The organism is Mycolicibacterium moriokaense, from assembly GCF_010726085.1.
GTDB classification, from domain to species: Bacteria; Actinomycetota; Actinomycetes; order Mycobacteriales; family Mycobacteriaceae; genus Mycobacterium; species Mycobacterium moriokaense.
Genome location: NZ_AP022560.1, coordinates 3,186,494 through 3,209,691 on the forward strand (window position 1 = coordinate 3,186,494; position 23,198 = coordinate 3,209,691).

General features: G+C 67.2%; 21 protein-coding genes. 14 read left to right on the plus strand and 7 right to left on the minus strand.

Going from position 1 to position 23,198, the window contains the following annotated elements; all coding sequences use genetic code 11:
• The first annotated feature begins 33 nt into the window (after positions 1-33).
• From G6N43_RS15505 to G6N43_RS15515, 3 genes are all read left to right on the plus strand, one after another.
• Complete coding sequence (locus G6N43_RS15505) at positions 34-519, plus strand: lipoprotein LpqH (RefSeq protein ID WP_083152848.1); 486 nt, start codon at positions 34-36, stop codon at positions 517-519.
• Positions 520-581: 62 nt separating this feature from the next.
• Positions 582-2,207, plus strand: a complete 1,626-nt coding sequence (locus G6N43_RS15510) for a hypothetical protein (protein WP_083152847.1) — start codon at positions 582-584, stop codon at positions 2,205-2,207.
• Between the two features lie 8 nt (positions 2,208-2,215).
• Positions 2,216-3,421 carry a CHAT domain-containing protein gene (locus tag G6N43_RS15515; protein WP_083152939.1) on the plus strand — a complete coding sequence of 402 codons (1,206 nt, stop codon included), beginning with the start codon at positions 2,216-2,218 and terminating at the stop codon, positions 3,419-3,421.
• On the opposite strand, the gene G6N43_RS15520 is transcribed toward G6N43_RS15515, so the two are convergent.
• Positions 3,422-3,886 carry a hypothetical protein gene (locus G6N43_RS15520; RefSeq protein WP_083152846.1) on the minus strand — a complete coding sequence of 155 codons (465 nt, stop codon included), beginning with the start codon at positions 3,884-3,886 and terminating at the stop codon, positions 3,422-3,424.
• Between the two features lie 72 nt (positions 3,887-3,958).
• Here G6N43_RS15520 and G6N43_RS15525 point away from each other — a divergent pair, with 72 nt between their 5' ends.
• Together G6N43_RS15525 and G6N43_RS15530 are read left to right on the plus strand one after the other, a co-directional pair.
• Positions 3,959-5,266, plus strand: a complete 1,308-nt coding sequence (locus tag G6N43_RS15525) for a hypothetical protein (protein WP_083152845.1) — start codon at positions 3,959-3,961, stop codon at positions 5,264-5,266.
• The gene (locus tag G6N43_RS15530) at positions 5,263-6,351 is read left to right on the plus strand and encodes a hypothetical protein (protein WP_083152844.1); all 1,089 of its coding nucleotides are present in this window, start codon (positions 5,263-5,265) and stop codon (positions 6,349-6,351) included. The genes G6N43_RS15525 and G6N43_RS15530 overlap by 4 nt, the downstream gene beginning before the upstream one ends.
• On the opposite strand, the gene G6N43_RS15535 is transcribed toward G6N43_RS15530, so the two are convergent.
• On the minus strand, positions 6,345-6,656 hold the full coding sequence (locus G6N43_RS15535) for a PspA/IM30 family protein (RefSeq protein ID WP_083152938.1): 312 nt from the start codon (positions 6,654-6,656) through the stop codon (positions 6,345-6,347). The two genes, G6N43_RS15530 and G6N43_RS15535, sit on opposite strands and share 7 nt — an antisense overlap.
• Positions 6,657-6,830: 174 nt before the next feature.
• Here G6N43_RS15535 and G6N43_RS15540 point away from each other — a divergent pair, with 174 nt between their 5' ends.
• On the plus strand, positions 6,831-7,823 hold the full coding sequence (locus tag G6N43_RS15540) for a hypothetical protein (protein WP_083152843.1): 993 nt from the start codon (positions 6,831-6,833) through the stop codon (positions 7,821-7,823).
• Between the two features lie 12 nt (positions 7,824-7,835).
• Here the strand turns inward: G6N43_RS15540 and G6N43_RS15545 are convergent, their stop codons facing one another.
• From G6N43_RS15545 to G6N43_RS15555, 3 genes are read right to left on the minus strand one after another with little or no spacing between them, the layout of a single operon-like run.
• On the minus strand, positions 7,836-9,185 hold the full coding sequence (locus G6N43_RS15545) for an alpha/beta hydrolase (RefSeq protein ID WP_179967875.1): 1,350 nt from the start codon (positions 9,183-9,185) through the stop codon (positions 7,836-7,838).
• Positions 9,186-9,241: 56 nt separating this feature from the next.
• A complete protein-coding gene (gene lysX, locus G6N43_RS15550; protein ID WP_083152842.1) occupies positions 9,242-12,574 on the minus strand; it encodes a bifunctional lysylphosphatidylglycerol synthetase/lysine--tRNA ligase LysX in 3,333 nt (1,110 codons plus the stop codon).
• 45 nt (positions 12,575-12,619) lie between these two features.
• On the minus strand, positions 12,620-12,982 hold the full coding sequence (locus G6N43_RS15555; RefSeq protein ID WP_083152841.1) for a DUF1844 domain-containing protein: 363 nt from the start codon (positions 12,980-12,982) through the stop codon (positions 12,620-12,622).
• 178 nt (positions 12,983-13,160) lie between these two features.
• Between G6N43_RS15555 and infC the strand changes: the two genes are divergently transcribed.
• From infC to G6N43_RS15575, 4 genes are read left to right on the plus strand one after another with little or no spacing between them, the layout of a single operon-like run.
• A complete protein-coding gene (infC, locus tag G6N43_RS15560) occupies positions 13,161-13,811 on the plus strand; it encodes a translation initiation factor IF-3 (protein ID WP_083152936.1) in 651 nt (216 codons plus the stop codon).
• Positions 13,812-13,817: 6 nt separating this feature from the next.
• Positions 13,818-14,012: a 50S ribosomal protein L35 gene (gene rpmI / locus G6N43_RS15565; RefSeq protein ID WP_083152840.1), complete on the plus strand. Its 195-nt coding sequence runs from the start codon at positions 13,818-13,820 to the stop codon at positions 14,010-14,012.
• A gap of 43 nt (positions 14,013-14,055) precedes the next feature.
• Positions 14,056-14,445: a 50S ribosomal protein L20 gene (gene rplT / locus G6N43_RS15570; protein WP_083152839.1), complete on the plus strand. Its 390-nt coding sequence runs from the start codon at positions 14,056-14,058 to the stop codon at positions 14,443-14,445.
• A 23-nt stretch (positions 14,446-14,468) separates the two neighbouring features.
• On the plus strand, positions 14,469-15,233 hold the full coding sequence (locus G6N43_RS15575) for a TrmH family RNA methyltransferase (RefSeq protein ID WP_083152838.1): 765 nt from the start codon (positions 14,469-14,471) through the stop codon (positions 15,231-15,233).
• 39 nt (positions 15,234-15,272) lie between these two features.
• Here the strand turns inward: G6N43_RS15575 and G6N43_RS15580 are convergent, their stop codons facing one another.
• Both G6N43_RS15580 and G6N43_RS15585 read right to left on the minus strand, forming a co-directional pair.
• On the minus strand, positions 15,273-16,511 hold the full coding sequence (locus G6N43_RS15580; protein WP_083152837.1) for an acyl-CoA dehydrogenase family protein: 1,239 nt from the start codon (positions 16,509-16,511) through the stop codon (positions 15,273-15,275).
• A gap of 5 nt (positions 16,512-16,516) precedes the next feature.
• On the minus strand, positions 16,517-17,569 hold the full coding sequence (locus G6N43_RS15585; protein ID WP_083152836.1) for an oxygenase MpaB family protein: 1,053 nt from the start codon (positions 17,567-17,569) through the stop codon (positions 16,517-16,519).
• Positions 17,570-17,770: 201 nt separating this feature from the next.
• On the opposite strand from G6N43_RS15585, the gene G6N43_RS15590 reads away from it, so the two are divergent.
• From G6N43_RS15590 to G6N43_RS15605, 4 genes are read left to right on the plus strand one after another with little or no spacing between them, the layout of a single operon-like run.
• Entirely contained in the window at positions 17,771-18,643 is an 873-nt protein-coding gene (locus G6N43_RS15590) for an adenylate/guanylate cyclase domain-containing protein (RefSeq protein ID WP_083152835.1), read from the plus strand.
• Between the two features lie 41 nt (positions 18,644-18,684).
• The gene (pheS, locus tag G6N43_RS15595; protein ID WP_083152834.1) at positions 18,685-19,728 is read left to right on the plus strand and encodes a phenylalanine--tRNA ligase subunit alpha; all 1,044 of its coding nucleotides are present in this window, start codon (positions 18,685-18,687) and stop codon (positions 19,726-19,728) included.
• Positions 19,728-22,214 carry a phenylalanine--tRNA ligase subunit beta gene (gene pheT / locus G6N43_RS15600; RefSeq protein WP_083152833.1) on the plus strand — a complete coding sequence of 829 codons (2,487 nt, stop codon included), beginning with the start codon at positions 19,728-19,730 and terminating at the stop codon, positions 22,212-22,214. The genes pheS and pheT overlap by 1 nt, the downstream gene beginning before the upstream one ends.
• Before the next feature lie 13 nt (positions 22,215-22,227).
• Positions 22,228-23,100, plus strand: coding sequence for a hypothetical protein (locus G6N43_RS15605; RefSeq protein ID WP_083152832.1), 873 nt, complete (start codon positions 22,228-22,230; stop codon positions 23,098-23,100).
• The last annotated feature ends 98 nt before the right edge of the window (positions 23,101-23,198 follow it).

Here is a 23,198-nt window from a genome sequence, read left to right on the forward strand (position 1 = left end):
CCAGTGGGGCGACGTATGACGAAGGGAAGATCGATGAATCGAGTTGTCGCGGGTGTGGTCGGACTGGCTCTCGGTACGGCCGTTCTGGTGGGCTGCTCGGACGATAAGAAGCCAGAGGCCGCGCCTAGTCCGGCGACCGGAAACACCTCGGTGAGCACGAGCGGCTCGACCGAGGTCAAGGTTGGCGGTAGCGACCTGGCCGGTCTGGACCTGAACACGGTGACCTGCGTGAAGCAGGGCGGCAAGATCAACGTTGCGAGCGCTGCGATCAACGGCCAGGCCGGTCTTGCCGTCGTGATGACGGACGAGGCGACACCGACCGTCGAATCGCTGGGTATGACGGTGGACGGCAACGCCCTCGCCGTCACCAACATGATGGGCGCGAAGACGGGCTCCGCTGAGGTGAAGGTGGACGGCAGCACCTACACCATCACCGGTGAGGCCGCAGGCGCCGATCTGGCGAATCCGATGGCCGGCATGATCACCAAGCCGTTCACGATCAAGGTGACCTGCACCTGATCGGCAGGTTGCCGGAAGCGGCGGACGTACCCTCCACGTCCGCCGCTTCCTATCATTCAGGAATGACGATCGTGGCCGACCTCGAGCGGGCACGCCACCTGATACTGGCCGCGGACGAGTTCACGGCCAAGGATCTGCTGCTCTCCCTCGTCCCCGGCATCGAAGCGGCCGGCCGCGACGACTGGCTCCTCGAGGTCTACGCGCAGCTGGGCCAGCTCTACCTCGTGCGCACGGCATACGAGGGGACCGAGGAGTCCGTGCGGCGCATCCGCGAATGCCTTGACACGTATACGGCTATCCGGGCGGGCACCCGGCCCGATCTGGTGCCGCAGGTGACGATGTCGGACGCCGAGATCGACCACATGATCTGTCGATACTCGCGCCGGACGCAGTTCCTGCAGACAGGCCTGGCCGCCGCGCACGGCGAACACGAAGCCGCGGAGGCCGCCCTGCTGGTCCTCACCGAGGACACCCGCGACGACTTTCCGGATCTCGCCGACGAGCACCGCCGATACATCACGTTCGCGCAGATACTGTGCGCCAACGCGCTCTGCGAGGACGATCTGCACGTGCAGTCGGTTCACCTGTGGGAGAAGGTCATCGACGCGATCGACGCCATGCACGGCGACGACGAGTTCGACGACTATCTGCTGGTTTTCGGCGCCACCTCCTACGGCAGGTTCTGTGTCGAGACAGGCCGACTGCTGCAAGCCGAACCGTGGCTGCGGCGGGCAGGCGCACGGGCGGAGGCGCGCGGCTGGGCATTGGGTGCGGCACGCGCGAAGTTCGAACGGGCCACTGTGGCATGGGCGGTGGGGGATCGTCGGTTGGCACAGGATCTGGCACATGCGTCCTATCCCGCGATCGCCGAGGGGCTGCGCGCACATGATGTGTCGCGGTGCTGGCTGTACTTCGGGCTGATCTCGCTGTCCATCCAGGAGCTCGACGACGCCGACGAACGCTTCGGAAACGCCGAGCGGCACTGGCGCGAGATCGAGAAGCCGATACACATTCATCGTATTCTGTTGCAGCGCAGCTGGGTTGACATCTTCCGCGGCGACTTCGACGCCGCGCGCCGGCGGACCGAAGAAGCGCGCCAACTGCTCGATTCGTGGCCGCGACACAGCTGGCTGCAGTACGCCCGCCTGCATTTCCACATTGGCAGCATCTGGCGGGCCGACGCCCTGGCCGACCCGGTGAACAGGGCAGAAAAACTCGAGATAGCCGCCGAGCTGATGGTGCCCGCAGCGCTGGCCGTCGACTCGGTGCGACATGCCATCGCCGACGCCGACGCTCGAATGCGCTGGGCCGCCCACGTGTCTGCCCGCATGCTCTCCGGCGCCTTCGCCGTCGCCTGGGAGTGGGGTAGCGCCGAACTGCTCAGCGAGCTGGTCGAGTATCACAGTGCGCGAGGAACTTTCAGCGCCGAACCCGACCGGGAACCCGCCGACTGGACACGCACCGCGACCGTCTCGGTGCCGCTCGAGACCGTCGACGACTATGCGCTGGTCGCCGCCGGGGAGTCGGTGCCGGGTAGACGCGCGGCGCTAACGCGGCTCGGCCCGCTGCCGCCGTTGCAGATGGACCCGAGGACCGGCGCGATACTGACCCGCTATCGCGAACTGGCGGCCGCGCGGTACGGTCGCGCCGTGACGGCCCCCGGTCCGATGTGGGCAACGTGGCCGTGACCGAAACAATGGCCGAAACCGCCACTCTCGTCCTGCGATTCGCGGACGTCGGAGTCGCCACATATGTCAGCCTGCGCGTCGTGGGCGAGCCCGCCAGGACGGTGACGTGGGTGCTGGAGGAGGCGGCGCTCAAGGTCGCAGTCGACGAGCTGAGCGGTGCGCTGCCGGATCCAATCGACGACGAGACCCGTCGCGATGCACTCGAACGCGCGATCACCGAAGGTGCCTTCGGCTCGCCCGCAACGGAATTCACCATCGCGCGCACACTGGGTTCCCATCTGCTCGTGCCCGAGGCGTGGCAATTGCTGACGGACCGCGTGTCCACGCCCAGGGCGTGCTTGTTCGTGTCACCCAGCGCTCGACTGGCCCGCGTTCCCTGGGGGCTGCTTGCGATGCCTGACGACGATGGACGCCGCCTCATCGACCTCGTCGACGTGCTGATGGCGGCGCCACCGAACATCGTGCACTCGCCGCGCGAACCCGCCGGCTGGGGCGGCAGAAAGACCAATCCGCCGCTGCTGGTCCTCGATCCCCGGGTGCCCGGCCAGCGACCGGACTCTCCGCTGGGCTCCGTACTCGGACGGCCGTCGCCCGACACGCCTTTGGCCAGGCACTTCGCCGAAGTGATGCAACGGCGAGACGTGTTGCCCGACGTTGCGGCGTCCGTCGAGCTGTTCCGGCGCTCCGACGCGGACCGTGACTGGCTGAAGGAGCTGCTGGCCCAGGCGCCCAGTCGGCTGCTGTACGTGGGCCACGCGACCGCTGCCGACGGCGACGTCGGCCACGCCGACCGAGCCGCCCTCCATTTGGCCGACGAGCAGCCACTGACCGCATCGGATCTCATGACGTTGAAGCTGCCGATGCCGCCCCGTGTCGGCCTGCTGGCGTGTGCCTCCGGCGGGGATTACCGGTTTGACGAGGCCACCGGACTGGTCGCGGCGATGATTCTCGGCGGCGCCGAGGTGGTGACGGCCACCCTCTGGTCACTGCCGACGGCTGCGGGCTATCGCCTGTTCGCGCAGGAGAGCGCCGACGCCGACCCGATGAGTGAGGCGATCCTCGCCGTCGATGACGCACACGAAGCCCCCGACGCCGGGCGTGCGGTCAACGACTGGCAGCGAAAACAGTTGCGGCGCTGGAGCGATGGCGATCTGACGGCAAGTCCGCTCTATTGGGCGGCACTGGCGACCTTCGCCGTCGACGGCGCCCGGTGATCAGCGCGGCGACACGCAAACGGCCACCGCGGACTCGTCGCCCGAGCGGTAGTACGTCTCGATGATGCTGCCGGGGGAGACCTTCATGATCGCCGACGCGGGAATCAGCGCCCTCTCGTGGGCCGGAAACTGTCCGCCTTCCGGACGCTTCACGATCACGTCGAGTTCGACCTCGCGAAAATCCTCGCGGGTATGCCCGGTTGTCCGCATTCCCGTGACGACGGCGCGCGACTTCGTGCCATGCCGGATCAACTCGAGTTGACCGTCGGTGACCAGGCCCTTGCCGACCAGCATCCGGTCGAACTCGGCACGGATGGCGAGGATGTCCTCGGTGGTGGCCAGACGTTCGTCGGTTTCGCCGGACTCGGGGGTGGCCTCGGGGACGTCGCGGTCGGGGATCAGGTAGCACAAGGCCGTGCCGACGAGCAGAAACATGAAGAACGCAATCGGAAACGCGCTGGACATGTCTCCAGGCTCGGGCAACGCATCGGCTACCGAACCCAACTTTTGCGTGGAACCGGCTCTTATCCTGTTTGAATGAGCACAGACACGGCCGTGGCCGTCGCGCATCCGCGTCGCGCGGTGATCGACCGGGCGTGGCGTGCGATCGGGCCCGGGGTGGAAGTGCTCAGCGGCGACGACGGCGGTCCGTTGCGGCGCACCGTCAAGCGGATCATCGACCCTCTGGTGCTGCGGCTGCGGTCCAACACCCAGTTCTCGGCGCCGTTCGTGGCGGCCGACGTGGCCGAGGCCATGCACGACACGATCGTCGGCCAAGCCCCCCAATTACGTGCGGCGGCGGCCTGGTTCGAACTGCTCAAACGCGAACGCCGCCGGCTCCGGATCACCAGCGGCAACGCCCAGGAACTGTACTTCCCCGTGTGTTTCGAGCTGGCTGTGACGAAAGGTCCGCCCGCCCAAGATGTTTCCGACGCCGCCGAATCCGTCCTACGGGATATCCACGCCGATCGGGACCGCACCGCGATCGAGGCGCTGAACATCTACTCATCCGACCATCTCGTCATCAGTGAGCTGTCGGATCAGTTGCGCTCCAGCTGGAACGACGTGCGTGCCGGGACGGAGATCATGCGTCCGTTCCTATCCGGCCTGACCACTGTGCTCGGCGCGGCCGACACGCACAGCAGCGCCGCGGCACGGCAACGGGTTTGGCAAGCGCTGATCGCCGACGCGACGCCGTACAACCTCGGAGCGGCAGCCCATGAGGACCCGAAACAGCTGCCATGGTCGATCGTCGCACTCGGCCTCAGTTCCGTTGAACCCCAGAGTCCCCCGGCGATCATCGGCGGCTCGGACAACGAACGACCGCTCAATCGGTCCGTGATCGACCGGGTGCGGGCGACGCTTCGGCGCGCAATGGATCGTGAAGAACTTCCCGACATTCCGATGCTGTGCGAGGAAGAGGTCGACCGGTGCTGCGCGCCGTGGGGTCTGTTGGCAGAGGACAAGCAGGCGACCCTCGTTGCCGGGATCGAGGTCGCCGTCGACCTCGCGCCGTTGTCCGAATCCGCGACAACGCGCTACGACCTCGCCCGCCAGATCCAGGCGCGGTTGCGCAAGGAGGCCTACGTGCTGCACGCGCGCCGCTACCTCGCCAGTGGCGGACCGATCCATCCGCGCCAGCAGCAGGTGATCGACGACCTTGCGGCCTTCGCCCGGCCGTATCTGAACCGGCTCTGGGCGCGGTTGCACGGCCGTGACGTGTGGCAGGAACCGTGCGATGACGTCGATGACGTCCGTGCGCTCCTCGAGGGCGTCGCCCGCTCGGTGAGTCTCGATCACCGGCAGCGCATCAAGACCATGTTGGAGCTCCAGGTGGCCGGATGAAGTTATTGTCAGATTCCGGGTTGTGGAGTACGGGACCCGTTGTCGCGCCCTCTCCGCTGCAGGCCGTTCTCGAGATCAGCGGGGCGGTGTTGTCGTGGACGGTCGACGAGCCGTCCACCGACCCGCAGATCACGTTCACCGACGTGTCCCGCGCGGATTGGCTGTGGCAGGTGCTCGGTGAGAGCGGGCACCACGCGCTCGCCTCGGCCGTCGGTGACGCCTCGCCGCACGACGCACAGGCTGTCGACTTGACCGGGGTCCATGTGCTGCCGGGATCGCTGGATCCGCTGCGCCGGTTGGCGTTCGGTCATTGGCTGCGACGCTGGTGGCCTGCGAGTCACCGAGATGGGATCGCGGCCCTGGACGCTGCGCTGCTGGACGCGGAGATCGCGATCTTGACGGCGGGCGCGGAAGACTTCTTCAGCGACGACACGTTCGATTCGGACGTCGCCGAGATACTGCGACCGCACGTCGCGGCGCTGGGGGCCCATGTGCACGAAGGCGATCCGCGCATCGTCGAGCTGGTGGCGAAGTGCGCCGACCTCGCCGACGAGGTGGGCATCGCGTTCGACACCGCCCCTCAACCGTCGCGACGGGACGACTACGCGCTCGCGGCGGGCGGCGAAACCGGCCGCACCGCCTCGACGACGGTCGCGTCGGGGGTCGGATCGGTTCAGTGGTCGGCGGTGCCCGCAGGCATCTTCGATGCGGCCGAGGACACCGTCGATTGGAGCATCGAAGCCGCAGATGAGACGGCGACGGCGAGCGTTCGAGTCGAACTCGCGGGTCTGGGCTCGCCCAACGGCATCGCCGTCCGGCTGCGCTCCGACCCGTTCAACGGCGAGGGCGAACTGGGGGCCGACGGGCGCGTGGAGTTCCCGATCGTGGGCGCCGATGGGCAGCCGATATCGGAATCGGCTGCGTGGGGCCATGATTGGCGTCCAACAGCGGTGTCAATCGGCGCGGACGCAGGCGAGTCGGCGCAGACGCGTCAGCGGGTCCGCGACTTTGCACGGTCGCGGCTGGCCGCACCCGCCGCCGATGCGTTTCTGACCGAGATCCTGGCGGCCGAATCCGACTACTGAGAGTCGGGATTGCGCATCGATTCGCGAATCTGCGCCAGGCGTTCGGCGGCGGCGCGCTGGCGGGCTTCGTACTGCTCCTCGATGGTGCGGCCCTCCGGGGTTTCGGCGTCGAGCTCCGCGGCGCCGATCGCCGTGCCGTAGCGCGTTTCGATCTTCTCGCGGACGGATTCGAACGTCGGCACACCTGACGGCGTGTAACCGGTGTCGACGGGTTCGGTGGGCGGGGGCGTCCGCATCGGGTCGATGACAGGCTCGACAACGGGCTCGACGGGTGCTTCCGGCTCCTGGGCGGGTTCGTCCGGCATGCCACCAACGCTACCTGCGGTGAGGCTGATGCGGACCTCCGTCACGCGGAATGTCCACCCATTCTTCGAGGTCGGCACGGCGGCAGCCATCTTTCCGATCGCCCGTCGACGCATACACGATGCCGATATGGTTTGCAGATTGGCTGCAACCTGTATCGCGGGAATCGGAGAGACGTGCTCGACAAGGTCGATTTCGAAGTCATCCGCCAGACGCCGGAGTTGGGGCACTACCGCCGCGAGTGGGTACCGCGGGCCGGCCTCGACCTGGCAGGTATCTGGATCGGCGCGGTGGTCAGCGATGCCTCCGGTCGCAGCTACTGGGGTGTGCGTGGATGCGACGACTTTCTCACCGGGATGACGCATGTGGTGTCCCCGGTGTGTGGATTCCGGTCGCTGCCGGAGGACCTCGACGGCGACGCTGCGCATCTGTTCGCCGAGTACGCCACGCTCGACTGGTTCGAACCGATGCAGTATCTGGACACCGGCGAGTCGATCCAGCTGACGTTCCCGAGCGGACGAATCGTGCGCGACGCCAGCGGGTTTCACTGGCATGACGCCAGCAACCGCTGGGAACTCCACGGCCGGACCGTCAGCGACATCGTCCTCACCCACGTGCCCGAACAGCAGGGCATCGATGACGACGTGTACTACCGCCATGAGCTGATGTATGTCACCGGCACGATCGACGGCACCGAGGTGTCGGGCTACGGGCATCAGGACTTCGCTTACGGCCCAACGGGGAAGGTGTACACCGAGTTACCGATCGCACGTCATCTGCAGGGGATGTGGGTGTCCTGGCTGCATGAGTTTCCCGACGGTGAGCTTGGCGGCGGTAGCTTCTGGCAGGGCAAGGAGTCGGTGCCGTTCGGCCCCGGCTACCAGCTCAAGGACGGAGTCACCACGGTGCACGACGACATCGTGGCGACCCCGACGTTCACCGACACCGGCAGAATGGCGACGCTGGAGACGACCATCGGATCCGATTCGTACACCTTCACTTTCGACTCGTGCGGCAGCCCACTGCACTTCTTCGGACCGCTGACGGCCACCACATCGGGGAGGACGCCGGCGCGCAGCTGGTGCTGGGTCGAATACGCCGGAGGTCTGCTCACCCCCGAACTGCTGGACGCAGCGACGGGCGTGTTCGCGTTGGCCCGCGGACGCTGACGGTCTCACCGACTACTTCGCGGCCACCTGCACGATCGGCGGCGGTGGCGGCGGCGTGGGAAGCGGCACGGGCGGCACCCCTGGGGTTTGGAGCTGACCGGCCATCCAGGGCAGCGCCGTCGCGAAGGCCTGTGACGCGTACGGCCAGTCATGTCCGCCGGGTTGGGTCACGACCGCACAGGTGATGCCGTGCGCGTTGCCCAACGCGCACAGTGAGTTCGCGGCCGAACTCTGCTCAACTGCCGCCTGACTGTTGACGGCGAACCAACCGTAGACATCGGAGTATGCGCCGTGCTGTGTGATTACCGTGGTGGGGTCGAAAGCTGCGTAGGCCGCCGCATTACCGCCGAACAACCGGGCGATGGTCTGGTCCTTGGTACCCGAATTGGGGGCGATGTCGCCAGCGATGTCCTCGAACGCGCTGAACATGTCGGGATGCATTACGGCGAGGTCGACGGCACACGTGCCGCCCATCGACCAGCCCACGATTCCCCAGTTCTCCCGGCGCGGGCTCACACCGAAATTCGAAACCATGTATGGGACAACGTCTTTGGTGAGATGGTCGGCGGCGTTACCGCGAGCGCCGTTGACGCATTCGGTGTCGTTGTTGAAGGTGCCGCCCGCATCGACGAAGACGAGTACCGGTGCGTTGCCGCCGTGAGCGGCGGCGAAGGCGTCGGCGGTGGTCACCGCGTTGCCGATACGCACCCAGTCGGCGGGCGTGTTGAACTCGCCACCGATCATCATCACCGTCGGCAGTGGCGGCGGCGGGTCGGTCGCGTACCAGGCGGGCGGCAGGTAGACCAGTTCTTCACGGTGCTTGAAACCGGAGGCCGCATCGCTGATCTGCACCGGCACCACCGTGCCCTTGGTGGGGATCTGATGGTCGCGCAGCAACGCCATGACGGTCACCCGATCCGTCTGGTCGGGCAGTGGACCCGCGGTGAACTGGTTCCACGCTGTCTGCACGGTGGGGAAGTACCCGGTCCACAGATTGACCGCGAGCGCGGCGGACAGCAGGCACAGCGGCAGCGCCGTCGCCGCCACACCGCGCCGCCACCACGGTGATCCGCGCCAGGCGGCGATGACTATCCCCGCGGCGGTTCCCGACAGTCCGATCCACAACCAGAGCCGGCGCGGTGCGGGATTTCCCGCGAGCCCTTCCGATGCGATGTACCAGTACACGGATGCGGTCAGCGCGACTCCGCACATCGCCGCCCATGGCACCCACAGGTAGCGGTAGCGCCGGATGCCCCAGACGATGGCCGCCACCAGCGCGACAGCGGCCACGACCTGGACCGTGAGGGGAATCCAGCCGTGCAGCAACGACAAATGGTGGCGCAGCAGATCGCGTAACGTCACGGAAACAAGAGTGACTGCCGAACCTTGGGTCTCCCTGTGGATTTCCTGCGGACGCGCTAGCGCGGCTTGGCCAGCGGGAAGGGGAGCGTCTCGCGGATGCTGCGGCCGGTGATCAGCATGACAACCCGGTCCACACCCATGCCGAGACCACCGGTCGGCGGCATCGCGTACTCCATGGCCTGCAGGAAGTCCTCGTCGAGTTCCATGGCCTCCGGGTCGCCGCCCGCGGCAAGCAGCGACTGTTCCTGCAGTCGCCGGCGCTGCTCGACGGGATCGGTCAACTCGCTGTAGGCGGTGCCGAGTTCGACGCCCCACGCCACCAGGTCCCAGCGCTCGGCGACACCGGGGATGCTGCGGTGCGGCCGCGTCAGCGGTGAGACGGAGGTGGGGAAGTCCTTGTAGAACGTCGGCGCCTCGGTGCGGTCCTCGACGAGGTGCTCATACAGTTCGAGCACGACGGCGCCGGCGTCCCAGTGGGTCAGGTAGGGAATCTTCGCGCTGTCGCACAGTTTGCGCAGCGTCGTGAGGTCGGTATCGGGCCCGATCTGTTCTCCCAGGGCCTCCGACACCGCGTCGTGCACGGTCTTGACCGTCCATTCACCGGAAATGTCAACGGGTTCCAACGTTCCGTCGTCGCGGGGGCGCATGAACACGTGCGCCCCGTTGGCGGCCTGCGCGGCGTTCTGGATCAGCTCTCGGCAACCATCGATCCAGACGTTGTAGTCCGCATGCGCCTGATAGGCCTCCAGCAGCGTGAACTCGGGGTTGTGGCTGAAGTCGACGCCCTCGTTGCGGAATGCCCGGCCCAGCTCGAAGACGCGCTCGACACCACCCACACACAGCCGCTTGAGGTACAGCTCGGGGGCGATCCGCAGGTACAGGTCGAGGTCGTAGGCGTTGATGTGGGTCAGGAACGGTCTGGCGTTGGCGCCGCCGTGAATCTGCTGCAGAATCGGCGTCTCGACCTCCAGAAACCCCTTTCCGACCAGGGTTTCGCGGATCGCATGCAGCACGGCACTGCGGGCGCGGATCAGATCGCGGGCCTCGGAGTTGATGGCCAGGTCGACGTACCGGGCGCGTACCCGCGCCTCCTGGTCGGTCAGCCCTTTCCACTTGTCGGGCAACGGGCGCAGGCACTTGCCGATCAGCCGCCAGCCGAGCACGATCAGCGACCGGGTGCCCTTCTTGCTGTAGCCCATCGTGCCCGTCACCTGGATCAGGTCGCCCAGGTCGATGGCGTGGGTGAAGTCGGCCGTCGTGCCCTGTTCGAGCTGTGAATTGTCCAGCAGCAGTTGGACTTCGCCGGACCAGTCGCGCAGCTGCGCGAAGAGCACGCCGCCGTAGTCGCGGATGCGCAGCACTCGCCCGGCTACCGTCACGGTGCCCGCGCCCTCGGACTCGACAGCCTCCTGGATGGTGTGGCTGGGCTCCTCGCCGACGGGATAGGCGTCGATTCCGCTGTCCTGCAACGCCTTCAGCTTGGCCATCCGGACCCGCACCTGTTCGGGCAGCCGGGACTGCTCCTCCTCGTCCAGGCCGACCTGAAGCTGCTCGGCGTCGGGTGCGCTGCCGTCGTGGTGCAGCAGGCCCCGGTCGACGATGCTCTGCGGCACCGACGTGTGGTGGCCGGTGTGTGGCTGTTCGTGCCGGCGCGAGAACGGCAGCACCAGGAAGCCTTCGGCGATCACCGACGCGACACCGACACGGGGGACCAGTCGCGCGTCCTCATAGCACGCATAGCGCGGCACCCATTCGGGCTGGTACTTCATGTTCGAGCGGTACAGCGTCTCCAGCTGCCACCAGCGCGAGAAGAACACCAGCAGGGCGCGCCACAGCCGTGCGATCGGTCCGGCGCCGAGCTGGGCGCCCTGCTCAAAGGCCGATCGGAACATCGCGAAGTTCAGCGAAATGCGGCTGACCCCAATGCCTTCGGCCTGTTGGCATAGCTCGCTGACCATGAGCTCGATGGTGCCGTTGGGGGACTGAGGTGACCGGCGCATGAGGTCCAGCGACACTCCGTTGGCGCCCCACGGCACCAGGGACAGCATCGCGACGACCTGCTCGCCGTCCGGCCCGGGTTGGACGGCCTCGACGAGCAGGCAGTCGCCGTCGGCTGGGTCGCCGAGTCGGCCCAGCGCCATGGAGAACCCGCGTTCGTCCTCGGTGTCGCGCCAGGCGTCGGCGCGTTCGATCACCCTGGCCATCTCGTCGGCGTCCAGATCGCGGTGGCGCCGGATCCGCACCGAGGCCCCCGCACGTCGCGCGCGGGTCACCGCCTGGCGCACGGCGCGCATGTCCGGCCCCGACAACCGGAAGTTGTCGGGGTACAGGATGGCCTCGTCGCCGAGCTGCAACGCGTTGAGGCCGGCGGCCCGGAATGCCTCGGCGCCTGCGGAACTCGCACCCATCACCCCGGGCGCCCAGCCGTATGCCTGGCACAGCGACAGCCACGCGTCGATCGCCTGCGGCCAGGCTTTGGGGTCGCCGACGGGGTCGCCGCTGGCAAGGCAGACGCCGACCTCGACGCGGTAGGTGATGGCGGCGCGGCCGTTGGGGGCGAACACCACGGACTTGTCGCGCCGCGTCGCGAAGTAGCCCAATGAGTCGTTCTTGCCGTACAACTCGAGCAGCCCGCGGATCGCGGACTCGTCCTCTCCGGTGAGTGCGTTCTCCGCACGTTGGGACTGGAACAGCACGATCGCCGCCACCATCAGCGCCAGTGCTCCGAAGAGGCCGAGCAACGCGTTGATGAAGACGTGCGGGTGACCGGTGAACGCGTCGGCACTGGCGCCGGCGAAGGCGCCCACCCGGTTCAACGCATAAAAGAAACGGTCCTCAGGAGCCAGCGTTCCCGGGAACAGCTCGAGCAGGCCCCAGCCGATCAGGGTGCCGACGACCAAACCGGCGATGAGTGTGCCCGCGGCCTTGAACAGTGCACCGCGCCGCACCTTTGCCCAGAACTCCTTGCGTGCCAGCACGAGGAACGCGATCGCGGCGAGATGGAAGCCCAGCCCGATGATCTCGCCGCTTTCCTCCAGCCAGGTTTCGTCGCCGGAGACGATGTCGCCGACGTTCCAGCCGATCGCCGCGACCATGTAGCCGACGAGGATCCACCACGCGATGCTCTTGCGCGCCGCGAGCGCGGCCGCCAACAGCGCCAGCACGAACGCCCACGCGAAGCTGGTGTCGGGGAAGTTGAAGATGTAGTCGTTGACGAACTCGCGCGGCACCTTGATCAGGGACCGGAACAACGGCGACACACTCGCGAGAAGTGACAGCGTGGCGATGACGCCGACGGTCCAGCCGGCCGCGGCGGGCACCCACCGAAACGCGGAGGTTCGGCGTGCTTTGGCCGTGGTCGCCGGGCTCGCTTGGCTAGTCACCGTCATAACGCGCGAGGATATTCGCTCTAACCGCCAATTTGGTGTGACTGGCTACCAGACCGGGCCGGTGTACTTCTCGCCTGGACCCTGACCCGGTTCGTCGGGTGCGGCACTGGCCTCCCGGAAGGCCAGCTGCAGGCTCTTCAGCCCGTCACGCACCGGCCCCGCATGCGGGCCGAGGTATTCGGCGGAGGCCGTCACCAGGCCCGCGAGCGCGGTGATCAGCCGGCGCGCCTCGTCGAGATCGCGGTGCGGGCTCTCGTCGGGATCCTCGGCGGCCAGCCCGAGCTTCTCGGCCGCGGCGCTCATGAGCATGACCGCCGACCGGGTGATCACCTCGACGGCGGGGATATCGGCCAGCTCGCGGGTGGGTGGCTCGGCCGTGGGTCCGGGCGATGCGGGATCCTTCGTCACGCCTGGTAGACTGCCATGTGCGACCGTCCCGGCTTGCGCCAGGGACAGCAAGTGGAGTCCCGCTCCCACCGCTGACCGTACCGGTTCAGTGGTCCGGTCACAGGCATCCGATGCCTGTCCTGGTCGGCTATGGGCCCTGCTTTGAGCAGGGCTTTTCTGTTCATTGAACAGAGTGCTGATGGTGTGGGCTCCACGAGCGACACAGGACAACATAGGAGGCCCCATCAGCACTGAGACCCGCGTCAACGAGCGCATCCGCGTACCTGAAGTCCGTCTGATCGGACCAGGCGGCGAGCAGGTAGGCATTGTGCGCATCGAAGACGCTCTCCGCGTCGCCGCGGATGCCGATCTCGATTTAGTCGAAGTAGCCCCAGATGCCAAACCCCCGGTTTGCAAGATCATGGACTACGGCAAGTACAAGTACGAGACGGCACAGAAGGCGCGCGAGTCTCGCAAGAACCAGCAGCAGACCGTCGTCAAGGAACAGAAGCTCCGACCCAAGATCGACCCGCACGACTACGAGACCAAGAAGGGCCACGTGGTCCGCTTCCTCCAAGCGGGATCGAAGGTCAAGGTGACGATCATGTTCCGCGGACGCGAGCAGTCGAGGCCCGAGCTGGGCTACCGACTCCTGCAGCGCCTCGGCGCCGACGTGGCCGACTACGGCTTCGTCGAGACGTCGGCCAAGCAGGATGGCCGCAACATGACGATGGTGCTGGCACCGCACCGCGGCGCGAAGACTCGCGCCAAGGCGGCGCATGATGCCGACGCTCCGGCAGCGCAGCGCGCACAGCCCGAGAGCGCACCGACCGATACATCACAGAACTGAGGACAAATGCCCAAGGCGAAGACTCACAGCGGCGCTTCGAAGCGGTTCCGGGTCACCGGAAGCGGAAAGATCGTGCGCCAGAAGGCCAATAGGCGGCACTTGCTCGAGCACAAGTCGAGTCGCCGCACCCGTCGGCTGGAAGGCCGCACCGATGTGGCAGCCAACGACGTCAAGCGCGTCAAGAAGCTGCTGAACGGCTGACCGCTCCAACCCCTGTACTACTTGAACGAATAGGAACACTCCCATGGCACGCGTAAAGCGCGCAGTCAACGCCCAGAAGAAGCGGCGGACAATACTCAAGGCATCCAAGGGCTACCGCGGTCAGCGGTCGCGGCTGTATCGCAAAGCCAAAGAGCAGCAGCTGCATTCGTTGACCTACGCCTACCGTGACCGGCGTGCCCGCAAGGGCGAGTTCCGCAAGCTGTGGATCTCCCGGATCAACGCGGCGGCCCGCGCCAACGACATCACCTACAACCGCCTGATCCAGGGCCTCAAGGCCGCCGGGGTCGAGGTCGACCGCAAGAACCTCGCCGAGATCGCCGTCAGCGATCCCGCCGCGTTCACCGCGCTGGTCGAGGTCGCCAAGGGTGCGTTGCCCGCCGATGTGAACGCACCGTCGGGCGAGGCTGCCTGACGCTCACCGAACGCTCTGCCCGGGTGGCGGCAGCGGTCAAGCTGCACCGCCACGTCGGACGACGCCGCGCCGCACGCTTTCTCGCCGAGGGACCCAATCTCGTCGAGGCCGCGTTGCGGCGCGGACTCGTCTCCGAGGTCTTCGCGACCGAGGACGCGATGGCTCGATTCGCTGGCCTGCTGAGCGATACGCAGGTGCATCTGGTGACCGAGCGGGCCGCGAAAGCGTTGTCGGAGACGGTCACTCCGGTCGGCCTCGTCGCGGTGTGCTCGGTGCCCGAGACCTCACTGGACGCCGTGCTGGCGGATTCACCACGGTTGCTTGCTGTGGCGGCGCAGATCTCCGAGCCGGGCAACGCGGGCACGCTGATCCGTGTGGCCGATGCGATGGGTGCTGACGCCGTCGTGATTGCCGGCCACAGTGTCGACCCGTACAACGGCAAGTGCCTGCGCGCGTCCGCGGGGAGTATTTTCTCGATACCCGTTGTGCCCGAACCGGATGCGGACGCCGCGGTATCGGCCATCAAGGCGGCGGGACTTCAGGTGCTGGCCACCACGCTCGACGGCGAGCTGTCGCTCGATGACGTGGATCTGACGCCGCCGACGGCGTGGCTGTTCGGCCCGGAGGCACACGGCCTACCGAGCGAGCTGGTCGACGCTGCGACACATCGCGTGCGCATCCCCATGCCGGGCAACGCGGAGAGTCTGAACGTCGCGTCGGCTGCGGCGATCTGCCTGTACCAGAGTTCGCGCTTCCACCGCGAGCAGACGCGTACACCCCCAAATTGACCCAGAATTGGGGGTGTACGCGTCTGCTCGGCGACAGAACTAGTCGTCGCTCAGCAGGCCCCGCGCCACATGGGTGATCTGCACCTCGTTGCTGCCGGCGTAGATCATCAACGACTTGGCATCACGGGCGAGCTGCTCCACCCGGTATTCCGTCATGTAGCCGTTGCCGCCGAACAGCTGGACGGCATCCATGGCCACATCGGTGGCGGCCTGGGAGCAGTACCACTTGATCGCCGACGCCTCCGGAAGCGAGATCGGCTGACCCTTCTCCGCGGACTCGATCACCCGGAACAGGATGTTGCGCACGTTCATTCGCGCGACTTCCATGTTCGCGAGCTTCAGCTGGATCAGCTGGAACTGCCCGATCTCCTGACCCCACAGCTTGCGGGTCTTGGCGTAGTCGACGCAGAGCCGCAGGCACTCCTCGATGACGCCAAGCGACATCGCCGCGACGCCGATCCGCTCGGCCGAGAAGTTCGACCGCGCGCTCGCGCGTCCGTCACCCGACGCACTGTCTTCGGTTTCGCCGAGCAGCCTGTCGCGGCCCAGCCGGACGTTGTTGAAGAACAGCTCGCCGGTGCGCGAACTGTGAATCCCCATCTTGCGGAACGGCTTTGACTGAACGAAGCCCTCCATGCCCTTGTCGAGCACGAACGTCAGCACTTTGCGGTTGCGTTTGTCGGCGCCGTCGCCCTCATCGAGTTTCGCGTACACCACGACCACGTCGGCGTCGGGTCCGTTGGTGATGAACGTCTTCTGGCCGTTGAGGATGTAGTCGTCGCCGTCACGCACGACGTAGGACTTCATGCCGCCGAACGCATCTGAGCCCGAGTCGGGTTCGGTGATCGCCCAGGCGCCGATCTTGTCGTAGGTGACGAGGTCGGGCAGCCAGCGCTCCTGCTGGGCCAGCGTGCCCCGGCTCTGGATCGTCGGCACCGTCAGGCCGAGACTGACTCCCATGCCGGTGACGATTCCCATCGACACCTTGCAGAGCTCGCTGACGACGACAAAGCCCATGCCGCCCGACCCGCCGCCGAACATGCCGCCGCCCGACGACTTGCCTGCCGACTCACCACCCTCACGCAGTCTCGCCAGCCGCTTGTTGAGCGATTCGCGGGCCATGTCGGCGATACCGAACGTCGCGAACAGCTTGCGGATGATCGGGTAGGGCTCCATCTCGCCGCTTTCCAGCGCGTCGACATGGGGGCGGATCTCTTTATCCACGAACTCCCGCACGGCGTCGCGCACGGCAAGATCAACATCAGACCATTCGAGCATGCGCTCTAGGCTGCCTTATTGCGTCCACGCGCTGGACGGAGGCCTGCCAATGAGAACGTGGTGTGCACCAAAGACCCAGCTCGGTCCAGCAACGACTTGCGTGGCGGCACGTAATGCATGGGTAACCCGTGGCGATCGCGGGGCGGCGCCATGAACGAGGGCGCCTCGACCAGCGGCGCGTCCTCGGGCAGCTTGCCCTGCGCCCGGCGGTAGGCCGCCAACGCACGCGGATGCAGCCGGATCTCGTCGGGCACCGCGACGAAGGCCAACTCGACGAGTTTCCCGAAGATCCGAAGCAGCACTTCGTCACCGGGCGTCCATCGCATGCCGGCCTTCTCGCGCAGCGCCGGATCGAAGATGCCCGCGGCGATCCACCGCTGTGCGCCGACCATCGGCTTGAACAGCTGATCCCAGATCGGCGTCGGCATCAGCACGAACCACGGCTTCGGGATGCGGATGGAGAAGATGTCGAGCGTCGCGCGGTTGATCTCCAACTCGTCGCGACACTTCGCGTCCCAGTACTCGAGGAATTCTTCCCAGCTCTTCGGCACGGGCCGCATGCTCATGCCGTACATCCGGTACCACTGCACGTGTTCGTCGAACAGCTGGCGCTTCTCGGCCTCGGTCAGGCCACCGCAGAAGTACTCCGCGGTCTTGATGATCAACATGAAGAACGTCGCGTGCGCCCAGTAGAAGGTTTCGGGATTCAGCGCGTGGTAGCGGCGGCCTTCGGCGTCGACGCCCTTGATCGTGTGGTGGTAGCTCTTGATCTGCTCGCCGGTCTGCGGTGCACGATCGCCGTCGTAGACGACGCCCATGATCGGGTAGACCGAGCGGGCGACGCGCTGCAGGGGCTCACGCAGCAGGATCGAATGGTCCTCGACGCCTGCGCCGAGTTCGGGATACATGTTCTGGATCGCGCCGATCCAGACGCCGAGCATGCCGGTCCGCAGATCACCGAAGTACTTCCACGTCAACGAGTCGGGGCCGAGTGGGTCGGCGTTCCGGGCGCAGGGCCGCTTTATATCGGTCGTGGGCGATGTCGATTTCAGGGTCATCGGTTTCGCACTTTCCTGCTCCTCGCGTGCGCCGCGTGATTCCCAACCCGGTGCCAGAACCTCACGATAAGCGTGACAACATGCGTTGTCTACGGTTTCGAGGGGTGTGGCGGCACAGTGTTATTCACCCTCCACACCGCTGCTGCTCGCCTGTGACCAGGCGCTTTATCGGCCGATGGCCGCTCAACTAGGCTGGTGTGTGTGGATGATGTCGAGCCGATCGACGAAGTATCCGCCAGACCGTCATCCGGGCCTCTCGGGTGGTTGAAGAACACCAACCGCAGCCCGTCCGTGATTGCTTTCCTTCGACGCGCCCGTCGTGCGCTTCCGGGAGACCCGGACTTCGGTGATCCGCTGTCGACGTCCGGTGTCGGCGGCCCGCGCGCTGCCGCTCGCGCGGCGGATCGGCTGCTCGAGCGCGAGGCCGCCTCGCGCGAAGTCAGCCTCGGCGCGCTTCAGGTGTGGCAGGCGCTGACGGAGCGGGTGTCCGGCAAGCCCGCCTACCGCGAAGTGACGATCGTCTTCACCGACCTGGTGGGCTTCTCGTCGTGGTCGCTGAGTGCGGGCGACGACACGACGCTCAAGCTGCTTCGTCGCGTCTCGCAGGTCGTCGAACCGCCGTTGCTGGAGGCGGGCGGGCAGATCGTCAAGCGCATGGGCGACGGCATCATGGCCGTGTTCACCCGGCCGTCGACCGCGGTCGCCGCGGCCATCAAGGCCCGGGAGGCGGTGAAATCCCTTGACGTGGACGGCTACACGCCGCGGATGCGCGTCGGCATCCACACCGGCAGGCCGCAGCGGATCGGCTCGGACTGGCTGGGCATCGATGTGAACATCGCGGCGCGCGTGATGGAGCGCGCGACCAGGGGCGAGTTGGTGGTGTCGCAGGCGACTCTCGACGGTATCGCCGCCGAGGACCTCGACCTGCTCGGCGTGGAGGTCAAACGGCTTCGCAGGCAGGTCTTCGCGGCGAAACAGGATGGCGTGCCCGCCGATCTCGTCATGTACCGGTTGAAGTCACGAAGGCCGTCGCTCGGTGATGTCGGCCACGAAGGCGACGAATCGCGGCCGTAGCCGCTCGATCCGAGCGTTTGGCCACACCTTATGATCGCCGGGTGGCTGATCAGCCAATAGACCTGTCCGAAGAAGCGCTGACCGAGGCTGTCAGCGCGGCCCGGCATGCCTTCGATGCGGCGGCCGACCTCGACGCGCTCGCCCGCGCCAAGACCGAGCACCTCGGCGATCGCTCACCCATTGCGCTGGCGCGCCAGGCGCTGGGGTCCCTGCCGAAGACCGATCGAGCCGACGCGGGCAAGCGGGTCAACGTCGCGCGCACCCAGGCGCAGCAGGCCTATGACGAGCGGCTTGCGGTGCTGCGCGCCGAGCGCGACGCCGCCGTGCTGGTCGCCGAGCGCATCGACGTGACACTGCCGTCGACCAGGCAGCCCGTCGGCGCCCGTCACCCGATCACGATCCTGGCCGAGCACGTCGCGGACACGTTCGTGGCGATGGGCTGGGAGCTCGCCGAGGGGCCCGAGGTCGAGACCGAGCAGTTCAACTTCGACGCTCTCAACTTCCCGCCTGACCATCCGGCGCGCAGCGAGCAGGACACCTTCTATATCGCGCCAGAAGGCTCACGGCAGGTGCTGCGCACCCACACGTCGCCGGTGCAGATCCGCGCGCTGCTGGAACGCGATCTGCCGGTCTACATCATCTCGATCGGCCGTACCTTCCGCACCGACGAGCTGGACGCCACCCACACGCCGGTCTTCCACCAGGTGGAGGGATTGGCCGTGGACAAAGGGCTGACCATGGCCCATCTGCGGGGGACTCTCGACGCATTCGCCCGCTCCGAGTTCGGGCCCGAGGGCCGCACCCGGTTCCGTCCGCACTTCTTCCCGTTCACCGAACCCTCGGCGGAGGTCGACATCTGGTTCGCGAACAAGAAGGGCGGCCCCGGCTGGGTCGAGTGGGGTGGCTGCGGCATGGTCAATCCGAATGTGTTGCGGGCCTGCGGGATCGACCCGGAGGTCTATTCCGGGTTCGCCTTCGGGATGGGATTGGAGCGCACCTTGCAGTTCCGCAACGGCATTCCCGACATGCGTGACATGGTCGAGGGCGACGTGCGGTTCTCGCTGCCGTTCGGGGTTGGAGCCTGATGCGCCTGCCCTACAGCTGGCTGCGGGAGGTCGTTCAAGCCGGTGCACCCGGCTGGGATGTATCGCCGGACGAACTCGAGCAGACCTTCATCCGCATCGGCCATGAGATCGAAGAGGTCATCCCCGTCGGACCCGTCACGGGTCCTCTGACCGTCGGCAGGGTCGCCGAGATCGAGGAGCTGACCGAGTTCAAGAAGCCGATCCGCGCGGTCAAGGTCGACGTCGGCGAACCCGAGCTGCGTGACATCGTGTGCGGAGCAACGAATTTCGCTGTCGGCGATCTCGTCGTGGTGGCGCTGCCCGGTTGCGTGCTGCCCGGCGACTTCGCGATCGCCACCCGAAAGACGTACGGCCGCATCAGCGACGGCATGATCTGCTCGGCCACCGAACTCAATCTCGGTGCCGACCATTCGGGCATCCTGGTGCTGCCCGTGGGCACCGCAGAACCGGGGACTCCCGCCGCCGACGTGCTGGGCCTCGACGACACCGTGTTCCACCTGGCGATCACCCCGGATCGCGGGTACTGCCTGTCGGTGCGCGGTATGGCACGTGAGATCGCCAACGCCTACGACCTCGACTACGTCGACCCGGCCGATGTCGCTCCGTTGCCTGCCGAGGGTGAAGCGCTGCCCGTCACGATCGAGCCCGGGACCGGTGTGCTGCGGTTCGGGCTGCGGCCGGTAACCGGGATCGATCCAAAAGCGGTGTCGCCGTGGTGGATGCAGCGCCGGTTGCTGCTGTCGGGAATCCGGGCCATCTCGCCGGCGGTCGACGTGACCAACTACGTGATGCTCGAGCTCGGCCATCCGATGCACGCCCACGACCGCAGCCTGATCACGGGCGGCTTCAGGGTGCGGTTCGCCGAGCCGGGGGAGACGGTCGTCACGCTCGACGACGTCGAGCGCCGCCTCGATCCGGCCGACGTGCTCATCGTCGACGACGTCGCCACGGCCGCCATCGGCGGTGTGATGGGTGCGGGCACGACCGAGGTCCGTGACACCACCACCGACGTGTTGCTCGAGGCCGCAGTCTGGGATCCGGCGGCCGTTTCACGCACGCAGCGGCGCCTGCATCTCTACAGCGAGGCCGGCCGTCGTTACGAACGCACCGTCGACCCGGCGATATCCGTCGCCGCACTCGACCGCTGCAGCAGCATGCTCGCCGAGATCGCCGGTGGCACAGTCGAACCGAAGCTGACGGACTGGCGTGGCGATCCGCCACGCGACGACTGGTCGCAGCCGCCGGTCAGCATGGCGGTCGACCTGCCTGACCGCGTGGCCGGGGTCGAGTACGCGCAGGGCACCACCGAGAAGCGGCTCACCCAGATCGGCGCCGACGTCGTGGTGAACGACGGGCGGGTGACCGCGACACCGCCGAGCTGGCGCCCGGACCTGCGCCAGCCCGCGGACCTCGTCGAAGAGGTGCTGCGGCTCGAGGGTCTCGAGATCATCCCGTCGGTGCTGCCGTCGGCGCCCGCCGGCCGTGGGCTGAGCCCGACGCAGAAGCGGCGTCGTGCGATCGGAAAGTCGCTGGCGCTCAACGGTTACGTGGAGATCCTGCCCACTCCCTTCCTGCCCGCGGGGGTGTTCGACCAGTGGGGCCTCCCGGCAGACGATCCGCGCCGGTCGACCACCTCGGTGCTCAATCCGTTGGAGGCCGACCGTCCTGAGTTGGCCACCACACTGCTGCCGGGGCTGTTGGAGGCGTTGGCGCGCAACGTGTCCCGCGGTGCCGTCGACGCCGCGCTGTACGCGATCGCCCAGGTCGTCGAGCCGACGTCGGAAACCCGTGCGGTGGAACGCATTCCGACCGACCGTCGCCCCACCCCCGAAGAGATCGCGATGCTCGACGCGTCGCTGCCACATCAGCCGCAGCACGTCGGCGTCGTCCTTGCCGGACTGCGTGAACCCGCTGGCCCGTGGGGTCGCGGCAGGCCCGTCGAGGCCAGCGACGCGTTCGAGGCAGTCCGTGTCATCGGCCGCGCCGCAGGTGTCGAGCTGACGTTGCGGGCCGCCCAGCAGCTGCCGTGGCATCCCGGCCGCTGTGCGGAGGTCGTCGTCGGCGACACCGTCGTCGGATACGCCGGCCAGTTGCACCCCGCCGTCATCGAGCGGTCGGGCCTGCCGGCCGGCACCTGCGCCGTCGAGTTGGATCTCGACGCCATTCCGCTCACCGAGTCGCTTCCGGCGCCGTCGGTGTCGCCGTTCCCCGCGGTGTTCCAGGACGTCGCCCTCGTCGTCGGCGAAGACGTCGCCGCCCAGGACGTGATCGACGCGGTCCGGGATGGCGCCGGCGAGCTGCTGGAGGATGTCAGGCTGTTCGACGTCTACACCGGGCCGCAGATCGGGGAGGGCCGCAAATCGCTTGCGCTGGCGCTGCGGTTCCGCGCCGCCGACCGCACGCTGACCGAGGACGAGGCGAGCGCGGCCCGTGACGCGGCGGTGCAGGCGGCGGCGCAGCGGGTCGGGGCCGAGCAGCGCCGCTGAGGGAAGGGCCGACATGACGGATCAGCGCGAACGGAAGCGCAGTTCGTTGGACGGCCTGGCCATCTCGGCGGTGTTCCTGCTGGTTCTCGGACTGACCTATAGCGACGACATCGTCGAGTTCGTCTACGCCGGAGCGGGCGATTTGGATGCATATCCACAATGGGTCACGGCTCTGGTGGACGTCGGGTTGGTGCTCGCGGCCGCACTGCTGAAATGGCGAATGGAGCGTCTGGAACGGCCGGGTGCCGAGCTGAGGTGGCGCGAGTTCGCGCCGATTCTGTGGCGCAGCTGGTGGCCCGTGGCGGCGACTCTGGTGGTCGCCGTCCACATCATCCAGGCGATGCTGGGGGCGGGACTATGGGTGGACATGGTCGCTTCCGGGTGCTTCACCGTGGCGATGGCGCTGCTTCTGATCGACTCGCTGGCTGCAGGCTCGGGCGCGCGCAACTGGCGCGAACACAGCTGGATCGTGCCGATCGTTTTGGGCACACTCGTCGTTCAGGTCGCTTCGTCGCTGTGGTTTCCGGTCATCAACCGCCAGGGCGAGTGTGCCGACACGATCTCACGCGACTTCTTCGCTCAGATGGTCCAGGTGATCCCCATGCTGCTGGTCACGCTCGGAATCGAGTTGGGCTATCTGCAACGTGGTCAGGCAGTGCGCACCCCGGGTCAGCGGGCGGCTGCGGTCCTGACCGTCGCGATGTTGTGCGTGGCCGAAATGTTGACGTTCTCGATGCTGGTGACCGATCGCGTCGCCTGCGGATTGGCGGCCACCCTGCACGAGTACGTCGCGTTCATGGTGAGCGTGCAGGCCAGCGCGATCGCGCTCGCAACGCTGGTGTGGTTGTTGTTGTCTGAGCGCGAAACCGCACCCGTCCAGACGTGACCGTCGAGCCCGTTCGACACTTGCGCCGCCCGTGGGTTCCACTGCGAGATGGGTGCTCGATTCGCGCCGTGAGCGCACACTCGGCGCCGCGAATCGGA